This window comes from Pseudomonas sp. UBA4194 (assembly GCF_002379585.1).
GTDB lineage: Bacteria > Pseudomonadota > Gammaproteobacteria > Pseudomonadales > Pseudomonadaceae > Aquipseudomonas.
Genome location: NZ_DFUE01000090.1, coordinates 43143 through 62911, shown reverse-complemented (window position 1 = coordinate 62911; position 19769 = coordinate 43143). Strand labels below are relative to the sequence as shown.

Here is a 19769-nt window from a genome sequence, read left to right as displayed (position 1 = left end):
TCGTTCTACCTCAGCTTCAGGGTGGCAAGGCCGATCAGCACCAGAATCACGGTGATGATCCAGAAACGGACGATGACGCGAGGTTCAGGCCAGCCTTTGAGTTCGAAATGGTGATGAATCGGCGCCATGCGAAACACGCGGCGGCCGGTGAGTTTGAACGATGCCACCTGGATGACCACCGAGAGGGTCTCGACCACGAAGATGCCGCCCATGATGAACAGGACGATTTCCTGACGCACGATCACCGCGATGGTGCCCAGGGCCGCACCCAGAGCCAGTGCCCCGACGTCACCCATGAACACCTGAGCGGGATAGGTGTTGAACCACAGAAAGCCCAGGCCGGCACCAATCAGCGCGCCACAGAACACGATCAGCTCGCCGGCTCCGGGTACATAGGGAATGAGCAGGTATTCGGCAAATTTGATGTTGCCCGACAGGTAGCAGAATATGCCCAGTGCGCCGCCGACCATGACCGTGGGCAGAATCGCCAGGCCATCCAGGCCATCGGTGAGGTTGACCGCGTTGCTGGAACCGACGATGACGAAGTAGCTCAGCACGATGAAGCCGACGCCCAGAGGAATGCTGGCATCCTTGAGCATCGGAATGATCAGGGTGGTTTCCACCGAACTCGGCGCGGTCACGTACAGGAACACGGCGGCGCCCAGGCCAAACACCGACTGCCAGAAATACTTCCAGCGGCTGGGCAGGCCGCGGGAGTTCTTCTCGATCACCTTGCGGTAGTCGTCGACCCAACCGATGCCGCCGAACAGCAGGGTGACGATTAGGACCACCCATACATAGCGGTTGGACAGGTCAGCCCACAGCAGGGTGCTGATGGCGATGGCCGAAAGGATCAACGCACCGCCCATGGTCGGCGTGCCGGACTTGGACAGGTGCGATTGCGGGCCGTCGTTGCGTACCGCTTGGCCGATCTGACGAATCTGCAAGGTGCGGATCATCCAGGGGCCCAACCAGAGGGCCAGCGACAGCGCGGTCAGTACGCCCAGAATCCCGCGCAGGGTCAGGTACTGAAAGACCGCGAAGCCTTTATGGAACTGTTGCAGAAATTCCGCCAGCAGCAGCAGCATTAATGTTTCTCCCCGCCAGAACCACACAGCGCCGCCACAATGTTTTCCATCGCCGCGCTGCGTGATCCCTTGATCAAAATTGTGGTAGTGGAACCCTGTTCAGCGGCAAGTGCCGCGATCAGGTCAGCCTGGCTGGTGAAATGTTTGCCCTGGGTTCCGAAGGCGTTCACCGCATGGGCCATCATCGGCCCCACGGCATACAGCGCGTCGACCTTGCCGACTGCGTATTCGCCCACCTGACGGTGGCCTTCTTCGGCCCAGGCACCCAATTCACCGATATCCCCGAGCACCAGAACGGTCCGCCCGGAAAAGCCGGCCAGTATATCGATTGCCGCGCACATTGACGTGGGGTTTGCGTTGTAGGTGTCGTCGATCACCCGCGCACCGTTGGTGGCAATTTGCGCGACGGTGCGGCCCTTGACCGGTTGAACGTTGTTCAGGCCCGCTTCGATGCCGGCCACCGGCACGCCCAGCGCATGAGCGGCAGCTGCCGCGGCCAGGGCGTTGAGTACGTTGTGAACACCGAGCAGGTTCAGTTGCACCTCCGCCACACCGCACGGACCGTGCAGGGTGAACGCGGGGCAGCCACGGGCATCGCTGCGCCGGGCGGTGGAATGGAAATCTGCGGCAGGGTTGCTCAAGGAAAAGCTGAGAACGGCGTGATCGCCCGCCCGGGCCTGCCAGATGGCGAAAGCCTTATCGTCCAGGTTGAGGATAGCGGTACCGCCCTCGCCCAGTCCTTCGAGGATTTCACCCTTGGCCTCGACGATTTTCTCCGGACCGCCGAACTCGCCCACATGGGCGGTGCCGGCGTTGTTGATCACCACCACGTGAGGCTGGGTCAAGCCGACGGTGTAGGCGATCTCGCCGATGCGCGACGCACCCAGTTCGATCACGGCGGCCTGGTGTTCGGGGGCGAGTTCCAGCAGGGTCAACGGGGCGCCGAGATCGTTGTTCAGGTTGCCCCGCGTGGCCAATACCGGGCCTTGTGTGCGCAGGATGCTGGCGAGCATTTCCTTGACGGTGGTCTTGCCGCTGGAGCCCGTGATGGCCGCGACCGGGCGAGTGAACAGCGCACGGTTCAGCGCGCCCAATTGGCCCAGGGCCAGACGGGTGTCGGCCACCACCAGTTGCGGCAGCGAACTGTCAGCCACTTCGCGCTCTACCAGCGCGGCAACCGCGCCCTTGGCGGCGACGTCAGCGAGGTAGTCGTGACCATCGAAGCGAGGCCCGGTCAGGGCGACGAACAGTTGCCCGGGGCGGATGGCGCGACTGTCGATGCTGACGCCGTCGAAGCTGGCATCGGCGCCCGCTACTCGACCGTGCAGGGCATCGGCCAATTGGCTCAAGTGCATGGCTTCAAGCATTTCGAGCCTCCCAGGCGGCCAGGGCTTGCGTGGCGTGTTCGAGGTCCGAGAACGGCTGACGCTCGCCCTTGATCTCCTGGTAGTCCTCATGGCCCTTGCCGGCCAGCACCACGACGTCATCCAGGCCCGCGCTGGCAATCAGCTCGGCAATCGCCGCGCCACGGCCAGCGATGAAGGCAGCGTTGGCGGCGGCCGAAAAGCCGGGACGAATATCGTCGAAGATTCGCAGCGGATCTTCGCTGCGCGGGTTGTCATCGGTGACCAGTACACGATCAGCCAGGCGCTCGGCCACTTCGGCCATCAGCGGTCGCTTGCCGCTGTCGCGATCGCCACCGCAGCCGAACAGGCACAGCAGTTGGCCCTTGGCGTGGGGGCGAAGGGCTTCGAGTACTTTCTCCAATGCATCGGGGGTGTGCGCGTAATCGACCACCACCAGCGGCTTGTCGGCGCCGCCCAGGCGCTGCATCCGGCCTTGGGGGCCCTGCACCTGGCGCATCACCTTGAGTATGTCGTCCAATGGATAGCCCATGCCCATCAGGGCACCGACTGCGGCGAGCACGTTGCTCAGGTTGAACCGTCCCAGCAGGGTGCTGCGCAGGCTGTATTCACCGTGTACGGTGACCAGCGTGGCACGTACGCCGTGATCGTCGAACTGCGCATCGCGGCAGTACAAGGTCGCGCTGCTGTCGCTGAGGCTGTAGGTGATCAGCCGGGATTCCTGCTCCTGCTCGGCCAACTGCCGGCCAAAAGCGTCGTCCAGGTTCAGCACACGGCACTTGAGGCCCGACCAGGCGAACAGCTTGGCCTTGGCTTCGGCGTAGGCCTGCATGCTGCCGTGGTAATCGAGGTGATCGCGGGACAGGTTGCTCAGCACTGCAATGTCGAAATCCAGCGCTGCCACACGGCCCTGCTCCAGGGCGTGGGAAGACACTTCCATGGCCACTGCCCGCGCGCCGGCCTTCTTCAAGTCGTACAGGGTGGACTGCACGGCGATCGGATCGGGGGTGGTCAGGCGGCCGCTTTTCAGCGCGCCGTGAAAACCGGTGCCCAGGGTACCGATCAGTCCACAGTGCTCGCCCAGCGCATCCAGGGCCTGGGCGATCAATTGGGTGATACTGGTCTTGCCGTTGGTGCCGGTGACACCGACCATGTTGACCAGGCGGCTCGGCTCGCCATAGAAACGCCCGGCAATGTCGGAGAGCTGGGCAATCAAGCCCTTGACCGGGATCAGCGGCACATCGGTGAGCGGCAACACAGTGGCGCCGTCCACTTCGTAGGCGACTGCCGCAGCGCCCGACTTCAAGGCATCGGCAATGTGCGCGCGACCGTCGACCTTGGCACCCGGCACCGCCAGGAACAGGTCACCGGGGCGCACGTTACGGCTGTCCAGGGTCAGCTCGCGAATCAACGGATCGCGGCTGGCTTCGGAAAAGAGTTTGCTCAGGGGCATGGTCATCAGCCGCGCCCTCCTTTTACCAGAGGTGTTACAGGCGTGGCGTTGACCTGCTGCTGGGGCGTGGCAGCGGGCAGGTTGTCGGGCTGAACGTTCATCAGGCGCAAGGTGCCGGACATCACCTTGCTGAATACCGGAGCGCTCACCAGACCACCGAAATAGCCGCCTTTGCTGGGTTCATCGATGACCACGACGATGGCGTAGCGCGGATCGCTCATGGGGCCGAAACCGGCGAACAGGGAGCGGTAGGCGTTCTCGGTGTACCCGCGCGAGCCGATGGTGGCCTTGCGCGCGGTACCTGACTTGCCGGCCACGTGGTACGACGGCACACGGGCGCGGTAAACGCCGCGGGTGTCTTCGATCACCTGCTGAAGCATGCCCTGCACCGTCTTGGCGACGTTCTCGGGAATTACCTGAGCCGACTGTGGCGGCTGGTCGCTCTTGAGAATAGTCAGTGGCACGATGCGGCCATTGTTGGCGATGGCCGCATAGGCATGCACCAGTTGCAGCGCCGTGACCGACAGGCCATAGCCATAGGACAGGGTCGCGGTTTCCGCTTTCTTCCAGTCACGATGGTTGGGCAGGTTGCCGACCCGCTCACCAGGGAAGCCCAGGCCGGTGTATTGACCCAGGCCGACTGCCGACATCACGCGGTAGATGCTCTCACCGCCGATATCGAAGGCCACCTTGCTCATGCCGACGTTACTGGAGTTGATCAGGATGCCGGTCAGGTCCAGGACCGGGCCTTCGGTTTTGGTCACGTCCTTGATGGTGTAGCGGCCGATCTGCAGGGTACCGGGGTACACCTCGACCTTGTCGCTGGGTTTCCAGCGGCCGGTTTCCAGTGCGGCGCTCATGGAGATCGGCTTCATGGTCGAGCCTGGCTCGAACACGTCGATGATGGCCCGGTTGCGCATCGCCGCCGGCAACATGGTGCGGCGGTTGTTCGGGTTATAGGTCGGCTGGTTGACCATGGCCAGCACTTCGCCGGTCTTGACGTCCATGATCACCATGCTGCCGGCCTTGGCTTCATTCTCGTTGATGGCGTTGCGCAGTTCGCGACTGGCCAGGTATTGCAGGCGCAGGTCGATGGACAACGCCAAGGTCTTGCCGGCCTTGGCGTTCTTGGTGACCTGTACATCCTTGATCAGCCGCCCGCGCCGGTCCTTGATCACCTGGCGCTTGCCAGGCACGCCGGCCAACCACTCGTCGTAGGCCAGCTCGACACCTTCGCGGCCATGATCGTCCAGGTCGGTAAAGCCGACCATGTGCGCGGTCACGTCGCCAGCGGGATAGAACCGACGAAACTCTTCGATGCCGTAGACACCAGGGGTTTTGAGGTCCAGCACCGAGGCGCCCTGCTCCGGAGTCAGGCCGCGCACCAGATAGATGAATTCCTTGCTGGCCTGGGCTTCGAGGCGCTCGGTCAACGACTTCGGATCCTGGCCAAGCGCCCGCGCCAGAGCGGGCCACTTGTCCTTGGACAGCTGCATTTCCTTGGGGTTGGCCCACAGGGTGGTGACCGGCGTACTCACGGCCAGCGGCTCGCCATTGCGGTCGGTGATCAGGCCACGGTGGGCCGGAATCGGAATGTGCCGCATGCTGCGGGCATCACCCTGGCCAATGAGGAAGTCACGGTCGATGACTTGCAGGTAGACGATCTGCGCCACGATGCCGCCTACCAGCAACAGCAGCAGGCCGACCATCAGGCGGAAACGCCATGGGAACAGGGCACCGTCGAGCTTCATCATGGTTTCACCATGCGAATTTCGGCGGCGTCGGGAATACGCATTTTCAGCTGGTCGGCAGCCAGGGTCTCGATACGGCTATGAGCCGTCCAGGTGCTCTGCTCGAGGATCAGCCGGCCCCATTCGGCCTGGGCCTTGTCACGCTCGCTCAGCTCACCATAGAGGGTGTTGAGCAACTGACGATTGACGTGAGCACTGTAGGAAACTCCGATGGCGGAAACCAGTACCGCCACGAACAGCAGCAGCATGAAGAAGCTGCCGCCTGGCAACGGCTTGTTCAGCAGCTTGCTCATCGCAGTTTCTCCGCCACACGCATGACGGCGCTACGCGAGCGCGGGTTGGCCTTGAGTTCGGCTTCGGAGGCGAACTGCGCCTTGCCATGCAGTTTGACCTTGGGCACGAAGGCTTCGAAACGCACCGGCAGATTGCGCGGCAAATTGTCGGCTTCGCCCTTGGTCAGCTTGCGCATGAACAATTTGACGATGCGGTCTTCCAGGGAGTGGAAGCTGATGACCACCAGCCGCCCACCGATCTCGAGCGCGTCCAGCGCGGCTTCGAGGCCTGCTTCAAGGTCGGCCAGCTCATTGTTGACGTGAATGCGAAGGCCTTGAAAAGCGCGAGTGGCCGGGTTCTTGCCCTTCTCCCAGGCAGGGTTGGCGACTTTCAATACTTCGGCAAGGTCTGCGGTGCGCTCGAAGCGCTGCACTTCGCGACGCTGTACCACCGCCCGGGCCATGCGCTTGGCAAAACGCTCTTCGCCGTATTCCTTGAACACGCGGGCGATTTCTTCTTCCGCCGCGGTGGCGATGAAGTCGGCGGCGCTGACACCCCGCGAAGGGTCCATGCGCATGTCCAGCGGACCGTCGTTGAGGAAGCTGAAGCCGCGTTCGGCGTCGTCCAGTTGCGGCGAAGACACGCCCAGGTCCAGCAGGATGCCGCTGACCTTGCCGTGCATGCCACGGGCGGTCACTTCCGCGCCGAGTTCGGCAAAGCTGCGCTGCACAATGACAAAGCGGCCGTCTTCGGCCGCCAGCGCTTGCCCAGTGGCAATCGCTTGAGGGTCTTTGTCGAACCCTAGCAGTTGGCCATCGGGCCCTAGGTGCTTGAGGATCAAGCGGCTGTGGCCACCTCGGCCAAAGGTGCCATCCAGATAGCAGCCATCGTCGCGCACGGCCAGAGCCTCGACAGCTTCGTCGAGCAGCACGGTGATGTGGTTGTAGCCGCTATCAATAGTCACAGAATCAGATCACGCAGTTCGTCAGGCATGGCGCCCGGTTGTTGTATAGCTGCCAGGTCCGCCGCACTCACGGCATTCCAGGCACCCTCGTCCCACAGTTGAAACTTGTTGAGCTGGCCCACCAGCATCGCGTGCTTGTCGAGCCTGGCGTATTCGCGCAGCCGCGGCGGCACCAGAAAACGCCCACTGCCATCGAGCTCGAGGTCGACGGCATTACCGATCAAGAGACGTTGCAGACGGCGGTTGCTTTCTACCAGCGATGGCAAGGTGCGCAATTTGGCTTCGATGATTTCCCATTCATCCATGGGATAGACGCAAAGGCAGGGATCGACCGTGTCGACAGTGATGATCAACTGTCCGGAGCACCTCGAATCCAACTCGTCACGATACCGACTCGGCATGGCGAGCCGACCCTTCGCATCGAGATTGATCGGATTTGCTCCACGAAACACGTCGCGCTTCCCCTGATTTTAGAATTTTGCGCTGGAAAAACCCACTTTATGCCACTTTCCGCCACTCGCGCACACTATAGGAACCCCCCCACCACACCGTCAAGGCGCGTCTGTAGGGAAAATCCTTATAGATCGGAGATTTAGGACGCAAACTAATACGCGGGGAGTGTTTCTGACGGATGTTTCACGAATAAACGCTTTAGAGTTCAAGCAGCTGCGGCCCGAACTTAAAGTAGTTTGTTAAGACTAAGAATTTTTCGACATTACAAATGGGCTTCTGCTATCGATTCAAGCAGGGGAAGGAAGAGGTGGAGAGTCGATCTGTAAGCCGGGTTTTGTCGAGGACAGTCATTCCTCTACGATGGCCATCACTGGACACCTCTAGCAACCTACCCGGTTCCAACGCGGGCCGCGCCATATGGAACCCTATTTGGTCTTGCTCCGAGTGGGGTTTACCTAGCCACGAACTGTTGCCAGACGTGCGGTGCGCTCTTACCGCACCTTTTCACCCTTACCGGCGCTTGCGCGCTTAGGCGGTTATTTTCTGTGGCACTTTCCGTAGGCTCGCGCCTCCCAGGCGTTACCTGGCACTCTGCCCTATGGAGCCCGGACTTTCCTCCCCCCCTTTTTGCGGAACAAAAAGAGGCAGCGACTGTCCGATCGACTCTCCGCCGCGCAGGTTAACGGCATGGGCAGCAGAGAACAAGCTTTTCCGGTGCGGCCTGAGGGCGCAGCGACCCGATCATTCCTTCTGCTTGTCCAGCGCCGCCTGGTAGAGCAGGTTCTTGCGCACCCCGGTAATCTCTGCTGCCAAGGCAGCAGCGCGCTTGAGTGGCATCTGCGCCAGCAACAGGTCGAGCACCCGCAGGGCTTCACTGCCAATGGCGTCGTCGCTCTCCGGCGCCGTCCAGCCCGCCACCAGCACCACACACTCGCCCCGTTGCTGATTGCTGTCGCCTTCCACGAACGCACACAACTCGGACAATGGCAGCCCTTTGAGGGTTTCAAATGTTTTGGTCAGCTCCCGCGCCAGCACAGCCGGGCGCTCGCCCCCGAACACGCGCTCCATGTCCTGCAGGCTCTCGAGGATGCGATGCGGCGCCTCATAGAAGATCAAGGTGCGCGTTTCCTCGCGGACCTGTTGCAGCCGCGCCTGGCGGCCTACCGTCTTGGCCGGCAGGAACCCTTCGAAGATGAACCGATCCGACGGCAGACCGGCGGCCGATAATGCCGCAATCAGGGCGCAGGCTCCTGGCACTGGCACCACCTGCACGCCCGCCGCACGCGCCTGGCGCACCAGGTGGTAGCCCGGATCGGAAATCAGCGGCGTGCCGGCATCGGAAATCAGCGCCACGTCATCACCCGCCAACAGACGGGTCAGAAAGCGGCTGCCCTCGTCACGCTCGTTATGCTCGTGACAGGCCGCCAACGGCGTATTCAAGCCGAAATGCTGCAACAGCCGAATGGAGTGGCGGGTGTCCTCGGCGGCGATCAGCGCAACATCACCCAGCACCTTCAGCGCCCGGGCACTCATGTCGTCCAGATTACCGATGGGCGTTGCCACCACATAAAGTGTGCCCGCAGTGGAATTAGAAGCGCCTGAAACAGTCACAGCACACACCTTATCGTTCGGCAAAACCGGCATTGTACAGGCTCACACCGGGTCAATGCGCGGCGGGCTGCCGTCGACTAGGCTGCTGGAAACATTTGCACGCCGTATATAAAGGCTTTGGCGCCATCTTCATCGCGTCATCGCCGACGCTTGGGTACACTTGCCCGTTAATTTGATCGAGTAATCAGGACGATATCCATGACAGCCTGCCTGCGGCTTCTATCTGCCCTATGCCTCGCCGCCCTGCTGGCCGCGTGCGCCAGTTCACCGTCATCCAACCTGGGTGAACTGCCCCGCACCCCGGACGCCACCATCGAACAGTTGCTCGAACGCGCGGCGGCCAGCAAGACGCCTGAAGACGCCGCCGTGCTGCGCCTGAGCGCCGCCGACCAGGCCGCCCGCCAGGGCGATCCCACACGCAGCGCGCAGATCCTGCAGCAGGTGCGCCTTGAACTGCTCAAGCCTGGCCTGCAAGTGCTGGCCAGCACCCTGGCAGCCGAGCTGGCCATGGGCCGCAACGACCCCAAGGCCGCTCTGACCGCACTGAGTCACCCCAGCCTGGAGCGCCTGGCGGAGCTGCCGGTGGATCAACAGGTGCGTACCCACACCGTGCGTGCACGCGCCTTCGAAGCCGACGGCCAGACCCTGGCCGCCGCCCGCGAGCGCATCTTCGTTGCGCCCTTGCTCAACGGCGACGCCGCCAGTCAGAACCACGAGGCCATCTGGAGCCTGATCGGCTCGCTACCGGTCGAACAGCTGCAAGGCGCTGGCACCGATGACCTGGGCGGCTGGATGAGCCTGGCGCTGGCGGTCAAATCCGCGGGCACCCTGGAGCAGCAGCAAGCCGCCATCGACAACTGGGTCACCCAGCATCCTGGCCACCCTGCTGCCAAGCAGCTGCCCGCGCCGCTGGTCAAGCTCAAGGAGCTGGCCAGCCAGCCACTGACCAAGATAGCCCTGCTGCTGCCCCAGGATGGTCAGTTGGCCGGCGTGGCGCGCGCGCTGCGTGAAGGGTTCATGGCTGCGCACTTTCAAGCCCAGCAGGCCGGCCAGAAGCCTCCGGTCATCGAGGTGTTCGACAGCTCGCGGCTGACTTCGCTGGATGACTTCTACCGTCAGGCCCAGGCACAAGGTGTGCAATTGGTGGTTGGCCCGCTGGAGAAGCCGCTGGTCAAGCAATTGGCCGCGCGCCCTCAACTGCCGCTGCCGACCCTGGCCCTGAACTACAGCGACAGCACCCAGGCCGGCCCGCCGCAACTGTTCCAGTTCGGCCTGGCCGCCGAAGACGAAGCCCGCGAGGTTTCGCGTCGCGCCCGTGCCGACGGCTTGGTCAGCGCCGCCGCCATGGTGCCCAAGGGCGACTGGGGCGATCGCGTGCTGGCGGCCTTTCGCCAGGACTGGGAAGCCAACGGCGGCACCCTGGTGGCCGCTCAGCGCGTCGACCAACCGGTGCAACTGGCCCAGCAGATCGCCGATCTGTTCAACGTGCGCAACGCCAGCAGCGGCAGCCTGCAAGACGGTAGCGGTGCGCAGCCTTCGCGCCGCCAGGACATCCAGTTCATTTTCCTCGCCGCCACGCCTCAACAGGCACAGCAGATCAAGCCGACACTGAACTTCCAATACGCCGGCGATGTTCCGGTCTACGCCACATCCCACGTGTTCAGCGCCAGCGGCGATCAGGCCCAGTACAACGACATGAATGGCATCCGCTTCTGCGAAACTCCCTGGTTGCTGGATGTCGGCGGCACGTTGCGCCAAGAGGTTGCGCGCCAGTGGCCCCAGGCCAACGGCAGTCTGGGCCGGCTGTACGCCATGGGCGTGGATGCCTACACCCTGGCCCCACGACTGGGCCAGTTGAAGGCCCTGCCCGATAACCGCGTCGAGGGTCAGTCGGGCAGCCTGAGCATGAACCCCGTGCAGCGCATCGAGCGCCAGCTGCCGTGGGCCCAGTTCGTCAACGGTCAGGTCCAGCGCCTGCCGAACACGCCGCAGTAATGCCGCTCAGCCCGCGCCAGCAGGCCGGCCGCGAGGCCGAGGAGCAAGCCCTCGAGCATCTGCGCCAGCACGGCATGACCCTGCTGGCGCGCAACTGGTTGTGCAAACGCGGCGAGCTTGATCTGGTCATGCTAGATGGCGATACAGTAGTATTCGTCGAAGTCCGCTACCGGCTGCATTCCGGTTGGGGCGGCGCGCTGGCCAGTGTCGATGCACGCAAGCGTGAGAAACTGGTCTTCGCGGCGCAGTACTTTCTTTTGAAAGAGTCGCGCTGGAGCCACTCCCCGTGCCGTTTCGACGTGGTTGCCTTGGAAGGCACCGCCAGCCAGGCCACTCGCCTGAACTGGATACGCAATGCGTTCGACAGCTGACACCCACACTAAAATCAGACGTTTTTGCACTTTGCTTTGCGGGCTGCACATTCTTGTGCCGGGAGCCGCCGCGGATACGCGGTATTACCCGACCAGCCGCCCTAATTAAGGTCACCTTTGATGGACATGCAATCCCGAATTCGCCAGCTTTTCCAGGCCAGTATCGATACCAAGCAACAGGCGATGGAAGTCCTTGCACCGTACATCGAACAAGCCAGCCAGGTCATGGTGGGCGCCTTGCTCAGCGACGGCAAGATGTTGTCCTGCGGCAATGGCGGCTCGGCCGGCGATGCCCAGCACTTTTCCTCGGAGCTGCTCAACCGCTTCGAGCGCGAGCGCCCCAGCCTGCCGGCCATCGCCCTGACCACCGACAGCTCCACCCTCACCTCGATCGCCAATGACTACAGCTACAACGAGGTGTTTTCCAAACAGATTCGCGCCCTGGGCCAGCCCGGTGACGTGCTGCTGGCGATTTCCACCAGCGGCAACTCGGCCAACATCATCCAGGCAATCCAGGCCGCACATGACCGCGATATGGTGGTCGTAGCACTGACGGGCCGCGACGGGGGTGGCATGGCCTCGCTGCTGCTGCCAGAAGACGTGGAGATCCGTGTACCGGCCAACGTCACCGCTCGCATCCAGGAAGTCCATCTGCTGGCGATCCACTGCCTCTGTGACTTGATCGACAGCCAATTGTTCGGGAGTGAAGAATGACCCCTAATCGCCTAGCCCTAGTGGCACTGACCCTCGCCCTGAGCGTTACCGGCTGCAGCTCGGTGCTCACCGCCACCCGCGACAAGCCCATCGACGACGACCGCGGCACCCGCACCCTGGGCAGCAAGATCGACGACTCACTGATCGAAACCAAGGTGTCGGTGAACATCGCCAAGGCCAACGTCGACCTGGACCAGAACTCCCACATCGTGGTGACCAGCTACAACGGCGTGGTCCTGATCGCCGGGCAGACCCCACGGGCCGACCTCAAGGCCATGGCCGAGCAGGCTGCCAGCGAGGTGCAGCGAGTCAAGAAGGTGCACAACGAAATCCAGGTACTGCAGCCCTCCTCGCTGCTGGCGCGCAACAACGATGCCTGGCTGACCACCAAGATCAAGACTCAGATGCTGGCGGACAGCGCCATTCCGGGTTCGCGCATCAAAGTCGTGACCGAGAACGGCATTGTCTACCTGCTGGGCCTGCTGACCCAGGCCGAAGCCACCCGTGCCACCAATCTGGTGCAGGGCGTTTCCGGCGTACAGAAGATCGTCAAGCTGTTCGAGTACATCGACTGATCACCACCCGTTGGTAGAAAAAAAGGCGGCCCCGAGGGGCCGCCTTTTTTTCACCTGTAGATCACTTCACCACTTTCAGGCTTGGGCGCCCGGACGGCCGGGGTGGCTGACCACCAGGCGGCGGGACATTGTCGTCGGGATCGACGATATCCTCGAATTCGGCCTCTTCCTCATCGAGCACCGGAGGCTCCAGGTCGAACACCATGCCTTGGCCATTCTCCCGGGCATAGATGCCCAGAATGGCACCCGAAGGCACGAACAGGGTGTGGGATACGCCGCCGAAGCGACCATCGAAGCTCACCGCATCGTTGTCCATGTGCAGGTTGCGCACGGCACTGGGGGAAATGTTCAGCACGATCTGGCCATCGCTGGCGAAACCCTGCGGGACCTGTACCGAAGGGTATTCGGCATTGACCAGCATGTGCGGGGTGCAATCATTGTCCACGATCCACTCATACAGAGCGCGGACCAGATAGGGACGACTGGAGTTCATCAACGGCTCCTCAAAAACCTAGCGCATTTCACGTTCAGCGGCCGACAGGCTGGCCTGAAAGGCTTCCCGGGCGAACTGACGGTCCATATAGTCGAGCAGCGGCTTGGCAGGCCGCGGCAATTCGATACCCATGATCGGCAAACGCCAGAGTATCGGCAGTAGACAGCAGTCGACCAGACTTTGCTCCTCACTGAGGAAATAAGGCTTGTCGGCGAACAGCGGCGAAACACCGGTCAGACTCTCGCGCAGCTCCTTGCGCGCCTGCACGCGGGCCGCTTCCTTGCTGCGCGGATCGAGAATCAGATCCACCAGCCCACACCAGTCGCGCTGGATGCGGTGCATCAGCAACCGGCTGTTGGCCCGCGCCACCGGATACACCGGCAACAGCGGTGGATGCGGGTAACGTTCGTCCAGGTATTCCATCACCACGGTCGACTCGAACAACGCCAGGTCGCGGTCGACCAGCGTCGGCGTGCTGCCATAGGGGTTCACTTCGATCAGCTTGGGCGGCAGGCGGTCTGCGTGCACATCGATGATCTCTGCGCTGACACCCTTCTCGGCCAGAACGATGCGTACCCGGTGAGAATAGTGGTCGGCGGGGTCGGAGTAACAGGCCAACCGATTGGTCACGCCCATGGCGGTCCTCCTCGCGTATAGATTATGAACATGCAAAAACAAGCGCGCCCCGCAGGGCGCGCAAACAAGCCGCGAAGTTTACCGCACTTTCAGTGCACGTCCTTCCAGTATTCGCGTTTCAACAGGTAAGCAAAAATGAAGAAGACCGCCAGGTACAACAATACGTAGGTACCGATGCGCTGACTCTGCAGTTTTACCGGGTTGGCCGAGTAGGCCAGGAAGGTCACCAGATTCTTGATCTTCTCGTCGAACTGCTCAGGCGCCAGGCTTTGTCGGACGCCAGCGAGCACGTCGGGCATGCCGACATTGGGAAATACCGTGTTGTTCACGCCCCAGGGCCGCGACGGGTCGGCGTAGAAGCCACGCAGGTAGCCGTACAGCCAATCGATGCCGCGCACCCGCGCCACCAGGGTCAGGTCCGGCGGCGCGGCACCGAACCACGCCTTGGCATCGGCAGACTGCATGCCGATGCTCATGTGGTCACCGATCTTGGCACCGGTGAACACCAGCTTCTCCAGCATCAGGTCATGGGGTATGCCCAGGTCATCGGCCACCCGCTCATAGCGCTGGAACCTGGCGCTGTGGCAACCCATGCAATAGTTGACGAAGGTCCTCGCCCCGTCCTGCAGCGCAGGCTTGTCGGCGACGTCGATGTCGACCTTTTCCAGCGCACCCTGTTCGGCCGCCAACGCGAGTGCCGGCAGCAACAGCAGCATCAGCACCGCCATCAGTGTCTTCATCAGCCGGTCACTCGTTCGGGGACGGGCCGGGTCTTTTCCAGACGCGTATAGAACGGCATCGTCAGGAAGTAGGCGAAGTACACCACGGCACAGATTCTCGACACCACCGTGCCGGTGGGCGTCGGGGCTTGCACACCCAGGTAGCCGAGAATCACGAACGCTACGCAGAATGCGGCCAGGGCAATGCGGCTGAGCCAGCCCTTGTAGCGCATCGACTTCACCGGGCTACGATCCAGCCACGGCAGCACGAACAGGATCGCGATCGCAGACCCCATGGCAATAACGCCCATGAGCTTGTCGGGAATTGCCCGCAAGATGGCGTAGAACGGCGTGAAGTACCACACCGGCGCGATGTGTTCAGGCGTCTTGAAGGCGTTGGCCTGCTCGAAATTGGGTTTCTCCAGGAAGTACCCGCCCATCTCCGGATAGAAGAACACCACCGCGCTGAACACGAACAGAAATACCACCACGCCCACCAGGTCCTTGACCGTGTAGTAGGGGTGAAAGGCGATGCCGTCCAGCGGCTTGCCGTGCTCATCCTTGAATTTCTTGATGTCCACCCCATCCGGATTGTTCGAGCCCACCTCATGCAGGGCCAGGATATGCAGCACCACCAGGCCGAGGATGACGATCGGCAGGGCAATCACATGCAGCGCAAAGAAACGATTGAGGGTGATCCCGGATACCAGGTAATCACCGCGAATCCACTGGGTCAGGTCGCCGCCGATGACGGGAATGGCGCCAAACAGCGAAATGATCACCTGGGCGCCCCAGTAGGACATCTGCCCCCAGGGCAACAGGTAGCCCATGAAGGCTTCCGCCATCAAGGCCAGGTAGATCAACATGCCGAAAATCCACACCAGCTCCCTGGGCTTCTGGTACGAACCATAGAGCAGGCCGCGAAACATGTGCAGGTAGACCACGATGAAAAACGCCGAGGCGCCGGTCGAATGCAGGTAGCGCAGAATCCAGCCGTACTCGACATCACGCATGATGTATTCGACCGAAGCAAACGCTTCTTCTGCCGATGGCGTGAAGTTCATGGTCAGCCAGATGCCGGTGAGGATCTGATTGAGCAGCACCAGCAGGGCCAGGGAGCCGAAGAAGTAGAAAAAGTTGAAGTTGCGCGGCGCGTAGTACTGCGTCAGGTGGTCCTGCACCAGCTTGCTGGCAGGAAAGCGCGCGTCGACCCATCGCATGAGCTTGCTCATCAGGCGTTCTCCTGATCGACGCCCAGTACCACAATGTCATCGGACTCGTAGGAATGGGGCGGCACGGGTAGGTTCAGCGGTGCGGGCTGAGCTTTGTAGACGCGCCCCGCCAGATCGTAGTGCGAACCGTGGCAGGGGCAGAAATAGCCGCCTAGCCAATCGGCCCCCAGATCCGCCGCCGCGACTTCGGGACGAAAGGTAGGCGAGCATCCCAGATGGGTGCAGATGCCCACCACAATCAGCAGTTCTGGCTTGATGGCTCGCAGCTTGGGATCGACATAGTCAGGCTGGTCGGAATTCTTCGACTCGGGATCGGCCAGGCGGTCGGCCATGGTGTCGAGGGTGGCGAGAGTCTGGGCGGTACGCCGGCAAATGAACACCGGTTGGCCACGCCATTCGGCAACCATCTGCTGGCCGGGCTCGATCTTGCTGACGTTGACTTTGACCGGGGCACCGGCAGCCTTAGCTCGAGCGCTGGGTTGCCATGAACCGACGAAAGGTATCGCCGCGCCCACCGCACCTGCCGCGCCGACCAACGCGGTCGCCGTTACCAGAAAGCAACGGCGCCCCTCGTTGATGTCGCCATCGTTGATCAGGTCCTCTGCCATGGCGTAACCCCGGCCTGTTGCGACAGGCGTCTGCATTGTTCTGAAATGCAGTGTAGCAGCGGATTCGAAGCCGCCAGGGCCGATACGCAGACGAAAAAAAACCCGGTTCGCGAGAACCGGGTTTCTTTTTGAACGAAGACGCGAATTAACGCTTCGAGTACTGAGGACGCTTACGCGCCTTACGCAGACCGACTTTCTTACGTTCAACTTCACGGGCGTCGCGAGTCACGAAGCCAGCTTTACGCAGCGCAGGACGCAGCGCTTCGTCGTAGTCCATCAGTGCACGGGTGATACCGTGACGGATCGCACCGGCCTGACCGCTGACACCACCACCGATAACGGTGACGTAGATGTCGAACTTCTCGGTGGTCTCGGTCAGCTCCAGCGGTTGACGAACTACCATGCGGGCAGTTTCGCGACCGAAGAAGGTGTCCAGAGTGCGGTTGTTGATGGAGATGTTACCAGTGCCCGGACGCAGGAAAACGCGTGCGGTTGCAGTCTTGCGACGGCCAGTGCCGTAATTTTGAGTCGCCGACATAATGAACTATTCCGTTAAATCTTCAGTTCTTGGGGCTGCTGAGCAGTATGAGGGTGTGCAGCGCCCGCATAGACTTTCAGCTTACGGTACATGTCGCGACCCAGCGGGTTCTTGGGCAGCATGCCCTTGACCGCGGTCTCGATCACGCGCTCAGGCGCTTTGGCGATCAGCTTTTCGAAGTTGATCGACTTGATACCGCCCGGGAAACCGGAGTGGGAGTAGTACATTTTGTCAGTGGTTTTGGCACCAGTGACACGCACCTGCTCGGCGTTGATGACGACGATGTAATCGCCGGTGTCAACGTGAGGAGTGTACTCAGGCTTGTGCTTGCCACGCAGACGGCTCGCGATTTCTGTAGCCAGACGACCCAGGGTCTGACCAGCAGCGTCAACGACGAACCAATCGCGTTTTACTGTTTCCGGTTTAGCAGTAAAAGTTTTCATTCTTTATAGCCTCAGGGGCCGCCCAGCAAAAATAGACGGCGGATCTTACTGAATAGTGCTTACTTTGACAAGTCAAAGGCAGCCGGGCACAGGACGCTTTTGGGGGGCTCGGGTCTTCGCGTCACATACACGGCAAAATTCTTCCACGAAGCGGGGCATCACTTCCACTTCACAGAGAGGTGCCGAATTATCCAGATTGCGAAAAAAATATCAACCTGCTTTTATGATTCCTTTGCCAAGAGGAGCCACCGATGCACTATCGCCAGCTGGGACGTACCGACCTGAACGTGAGCGCGCTGTGCCTGGGCACCATGACCTGGGGCGAGCAGAACACCGAAGCACAAGGCTTCGAGCAGATCGAAAGGGCCAAGGCGGCCGGCGTCAACTTCATCGACACCGCGGAGATGTATCCGGTGCCGCCGCGCCCGGAAACCTACGCCGCCACCGAACGGGTGATCGGCAACTGGTTCAAGCGCCAGGGCGATCGCGCCGACTGGATCCTGGCCAGCAAGATCGCCGGGCCCGGTAATGGCATCAGCCATATCCGCGATGGCCAGCTGAAATTCAACCGCGAGCACATCGTCGCCGCCCTGGACGCCAGCCTGCAACGCCTGCAGACCGACTGGATCGACCTGTACCAGTTGCACTGGCCGGAGCGCAGCACCAATTTCTTCGGCAAGCTGGGCTACCAGCATACCCAGGACCATCTGGACACGCCGCTGCAGGAAACCCTGCAAGTGCTCGACGAACAGGTCAAGGCCGGCAAGATCCGCCACGTTGGCCTGTCCAATGAAACCCCCTGGGGCACCATGAAGTTCCTGGGCCTGGCCGACAGCGGCAGCCTGCCCCGCCCGGTATCGATCCAGAACCCCTACAACCTGCTCAACCGCAGCTTCGAGGTGGGCCTGGCGGAAGTCGCCATTCGCGAGCAGTGCGGCCTGCTGGCGTACTCGCCTCTGGCCTTTGGCATGCTGTCGGGCAAGTTCGAGAACGGCGCCCGTCCCGAGGGCAGTCGTCTGGCGCTGTTCAGCCGCTTTACCCGCTACGCCAACCCCGAGGCGGTGGCCGCCACCAGCCGCTACGTAGCCCTGGCCCGCGAGCACGGTCTGGACCCCGCGCAGATGGCCCTGGCCTTCGTGACCGCACAGCCGTTCGTGACCAGCAATATCATCGGCGCCACCTCGCTGCAGCAGTTGGAGAGCAACCTGGGCAGCATCGATCTGGTGTTGTCCGAGGAGGTCTTGGCCGGTATCGAGGCGATTCACAAGGCTCAGCCTAATCCGGCGCCTTGATTGAGTGGTGTCAGTGTCGGCCCCTTCGCGGCTGTACGCCGCTCCTACAAGGGACCGTATGCCTCTGGGCCGGCGCTGACACACCCTACCCTCCCCAGCAAACTTGAACCCAACGACACTTCAGCCATATCCTGACCGCTTTCACCCTACAAGAATAAAACAATGATCCTCACGCCCCATACGCCCTCCCTGCGGCGGGTCAGCATCCTGGCCACCGATCAGGTGCTCGCCTCGACCTTGATGCAAGCCAAGGACTTCTTCCACATGGCCAGCCTGCGCTACGGCAAGCAGATGGGCCTGGGCCTAAAGGCACTGTTCGAAACCCGCCTGGTGAGCCCCGACGGGCTGCCTGTGCGCAGCTTCAGCGAGGTCGTGCTGCCAGTGGATGGCGGGCTGGAAGACAGCGACCTGATCGTGCTGCCGGCCTACTGGGACGATTTCGACGCGGTGATCCAACGCTACCCGCAGGTGTTGCCTTGGCTACGTCAGCAGCACGCCCGCGGCGCCGTGTTGTGCGCCGAAGCCAGCGGCGTGTTCTGGCTGGCCGCCAGTGGCCTGCTGGACGGCAAGGAGGCGACCACCTATTGGCGTTTCTTCGAAGAGTTCAAGCAGCGCTTCCCCAGGGTATTGCTCAACCCGGACAAGCACCTGACCGATGCCGACAACCTGTTCTGCGCCGGCGGCCCGGTGTCGGCGTGCGACCTCTACATCTATCTGATCGAACGCTTCTGCGGCGCGCCCGTGGCCCAGGCCGTGTCCCGCGACACGCTCTATGAAGTGCAGCGCAGCTATACGCCCGGACGCATGGGCTTTGGCGGGCAGAAGCTGCACCGTGACGTGCCGATCCTGCATATCCAGCAGTGGCTGGAGGAACATTTCGCCGAGAAATTTCGTTTCGAGGATGTGGCCCGAGAGCATGGCATGAGCATTCGCAACTTCATGCGCCGATTCCACACCGCCACCGGCGACAAGCCGTTGCACTACTTGCAGCGCTTGCGCATCGAGACGGCGAAGGGGCTGCTGTCCGGCACGCGCAAGAGCATCAAGACCATCAGCTACGAGGTGGGCTATGACGATGCCAGTTTCTTTGCGCGTTTGTTCCGCCAGCATACGGAGCTGTCGCCCAATGAGTACCGGCAGCAGTTCATGCAGGAGGCTTAGGATCGGGCAGAGGCGGGATGTGGGGTGAGGGGTCT

The 19769-nt window shown here is 62.0% G+C and carries 21 protein-coding genes and 1 other RNA gene; 6 read left to right on the top strand and 16 right to left on the bottom strand.

All coding sequences use genetic code 11. The annotated features are described in order from the left end of the window. Positions 1 to 5: 5 nt before the first annotated feature. The 9 genes from mraY to rsmI form a co-directional block, all read right to left on the bottom strand. A complete protein-coding gene (mraY, locus tag B3397_RS22400; RefSeq protein ID WP_296254105.1) occupies positions 6 to 1088 on the bottom strand; it encodes a phospho-N-acetylmuramoyl-pentapeptide-transferase in 1083 nt (360 codons plus the stop codon). Beyond that, positions 1088 to 2455, bottom strand: coding sequence for a UDP-N-acetylmuramoyl-tripeptide--D-alanyl-D-alanine ligase (locus B3397_RS22395; protein ID WP_296254104.1), 1368 nt, complete (start codon positions 2453 to 2455; stop codon positions 1088 to 1090). Before B3397_RS22395 ends, mraY begins: the two co-directional genes overlap by 1 nt. Next, positions 2448 to 3911 carry a UDP-N-acetylmuramoyl-L-alanyl-D-glutamate--2,6-diaminopimelate ligase gene (locus tag B3397_RS22390; RefSeq protein WP_296254103.1) on the bottom strand — a complete coding sequence of 488 codons (1464 nt, stop codon included), beginning with the start codon at positions 3909 to 3911 and terminating at the stop codon, positions 2448 to 2450. Before B3397_RS22390 ends, B3397_RS22395 begins: the two co-directional genes overlap by 8 nt. Continuing rightward, a complete protein-coding gene (locus B3397_RS22385; RefSeq protein ID WP_296254118.1) occupies positions 3911 to 5656 on the bottom strand; it encodes a peptidoglycan D,D-transpeptidase FtsI family protein in 1746 nt (581 codons plus the stop codon). The genes B3397_RS22390 and B3397_RS22385 overlap by 1 nt, the downstream gene beginning before the upstream one ends. Beyond that, a complete protein-coding gene (ftsL, locus tag B3397_RS22380) occupies positions 5656 to 5949 on the bottom strand; it encodes a cell division protein FtsL (protein ID WP_296254102.1) in 294 nt (97 codons plus the stop codon). Before ftsL ends, B3397_RS22385 begins: the two co-directional genes overlap by 1 nt. Continuing rightward, entirely contained in the window at positions 5946 to 6893 is a 948-nt protein-coding gene (rsmH, locus tag B3397_RS22375) for a 16S rRNA (cytosine(1402)-N(4))-methyltransferase RsmH (protein ID WP_414704425.1), read from the bottom strand. The genes ftsL and rsmH overlap by 4 nt, the downstream gene beginning before the upstream one ends. Then, positions 6890 to 7345, bottom strand: a complete 456-nt coding sequence (gene mraZ, locus B3397_RS22370; RefSeq protein WP_296254101.1) for a division/cell wall cluster transcriptional repressor MraZ — start codon at positions 7343 to 7345, stop codon at positions 6890 to 6892. Before mraZ ends, rsmH begins: the two co-directional genes overlap by 4 nt. Positions 7346 to 7653: 308 nt before the next feature. Continuing rightward, an RNA gene (gene rnpB / locus B3397_RS22365) (RNase P RNA component class A) lies at positions 7654 to 8013 on the bottom strand. 74 nt (positions 8014 to 8087) lie between these two features. Continuing rightward, positions 8088 to 8990, bottom strand: coding sequence for a 16S rRNA (cytidine(1402)-2'-O)-methyltransferase (gene rsmI, locus B3397_RS22360; RefSeq protein ID WP_296254100.1), 903 nt, complete (start codon positions 8988 to 8990; stop codon positions 8088 to 8090). A gap of 165 nt (positions 8991 to 9155) precedes the next feature. On the opposite strand from rsmI, the gene B3397_RS22355 reads away from it, so the two are divergent. The 4 genes from B3397_RS22355 (at position 9156) to B3397_RS22340 (ending at position 12612) form a co-directional block, all read left to right on the top strand. Then, positions 9156 to 10952: a penicillin-binding protein activator gene (locus tag B3397_RS22355; RefSeq protein WP_296254099.1), complete on the top strand. Its 1797-nt coding sequence runs from the start codon at positions 9156 to 9158 to the stop codon at positions 10950 to 10952. Continuing rightward, the gene (locus tag B3397_RS22350; RefSeq protein ID WP_296254098.1) at positions 10952 to 11323 is read left to right on the top strand and encodes a YraN family protein; all 372 of its coding nucleotides are present in this window, start codon (positions 10952 to 10954) and stop codon (positions 11321 to 11323) included. Before B3397_RS22355 ends, B3397_RS22350 begins: the two co-directional genes overlap by 1 nt. Before the next feature lie 120 nt (positions 11324 to 11443). Next, positions 11444 to 12037 (top strand): phosphoheptose isomerase, encoded by a 594-nt coding sequence (locus B3397_RS22345; protein WP_296254097.1) that lies wholly within the window; start codon positions 11444 to 11446, stop codon positions 12035 to 12037. Continuing rightward, positions 12034 to 12612, top strand: a complete 579-nt coding sequence (locus tag B3397_RS22340; RefSeq protein ID WP_296254096.1) for a BON domain-containing protein — start codon at positions 12034 to 12036, stop codon at positions 12610 to 12612. The genes B3397_RS22345 and B3397_RS22340 overlap by 4 nt, the downstream gene beginning before the upstream one ends. Positions 12613 to 12673: 61 nt before the next feature. On the opposite strand, the gene B3397_RS22335 is transcribed toward B3397_RS22340, so the two are convergent. From B3397_RS22335 to rplM, 7 genes are all read right to left on the bottom strand, one after another. Further along, positions 12674 to 13105: a ClpXP protease specificity-enhancing factor gene (locus B3397_RS22335; protein WP_296254095.1), complete on the bottom strand. Its 432-nt coding sequence runs from the start codon at positions 13103 to 13105 to the stop codon at positions 12674 to 12676. Between the two features lie 18 nt (positions 13106 to 13123). Further along, positions 13124 to 13741, bottom strand: coding sequence for a glutathione S-transferase N-terminal domain-containing protein (locus tag B3397_RS22330; protein WP_296254094.1), 618 nt, complete (start codon positions 13739 to 13741; stop codon positions 13124 to 13126). Between the two features lie 89 nt (positions 13742 to 13830). After that, on the bottom strand, positions 13831 to 14481 hold the full coding sequence (locus B3397_RS22325) for a cytochrome c1 (protein WP_296254093.1): 651 nt from the start codon (positions 14479 to 14481) through the stop codon (positions 13831 to 13833). Further along, positions 14481 to 15692 carry a cytochrome b gene (locus tag B3397_RS22320; protein ID WP_296254092.1) on the bottom strand — a complete coding sequence of 404 codons (1212 nt, stop codon included), beginning with the start codon at positions 15690 to 15692 and terminating at the stop codon, positions 14481 to 14483. The genes B3397_RS22325 and B3397_RS22320 overlap by 1 nt, the downstream gene beginning before the upstream one ends. Continuing rightward, a complete protein-coding gene (gene petA, locus B3397_RS22315; protein WP_296254116.1) occupies positions 15692 to 16288 on the bottom strand; it encodes a ubiquinol-cytochrome c reductase iron-sulfur subunit in 597 nt (198 codons plus the stop codon). The genes B3397_RS22320 and petA overlap by 1 nt, the downstream gene beginning before the upstream one ends. A gap of 157 nt (positions 16289 to 16445) precedes the next feature. Beyond that, positions 16446 to 16838 carry a 30S ribosomal protein S9 gene (gene rpsI, locus B3397_RS22310; protein ID WP_296254091.1) on the bottom strand — a complete coding sequence of 131 codons (393 nt, stop codon included), beginning with the start codon at positions 16836 to 16838 and terminating at the stop codon, positions 16446 to 16448. A 14-nt stretch (positions 16839 to 16852) separates the two neighbouring features. Then, positions 16853 to 17281, bottom strand: a complete 429-nt coding sequence (rplM, locus tag B3397_RS22305; protein ID WP_007928449.1) for a 50S ribosomal protein L13 — start codon at positions 17279 to 17281, stop codon at positions 16853 to 16855. A 251-nt stretch (positions 17282 to 17532) separates the two neighbouring features. On the opposite strand from rplM, the gene B3397_RS22300 reads away from it, so the two are divergent. After that, entirely contained in the window at positions 17533 to 18573 is a 1041-nt protein-coding gene (locus tag B3397_RS22300; RefSeq protein ID WP_296254090.1) for an NADP(H)-dependent aldo-keto reductase, read from the top strand. 264 nt (positions 18574 to 18837) lie between these two features. Next, on the top strand, positions 18838 to 19734 hold the full coding sequence (locus tag B3397_RS22295; RefSeq protein WP_296254115.1) for a GlxA family transcriptional regulator: 897 nt from the start codon (positions 18838 to 18840) through the stop codon (positions 19732 to 19734). The last annotated feature ends 35 nt before the right edge of the window (positions 19735 to 19769 follow it).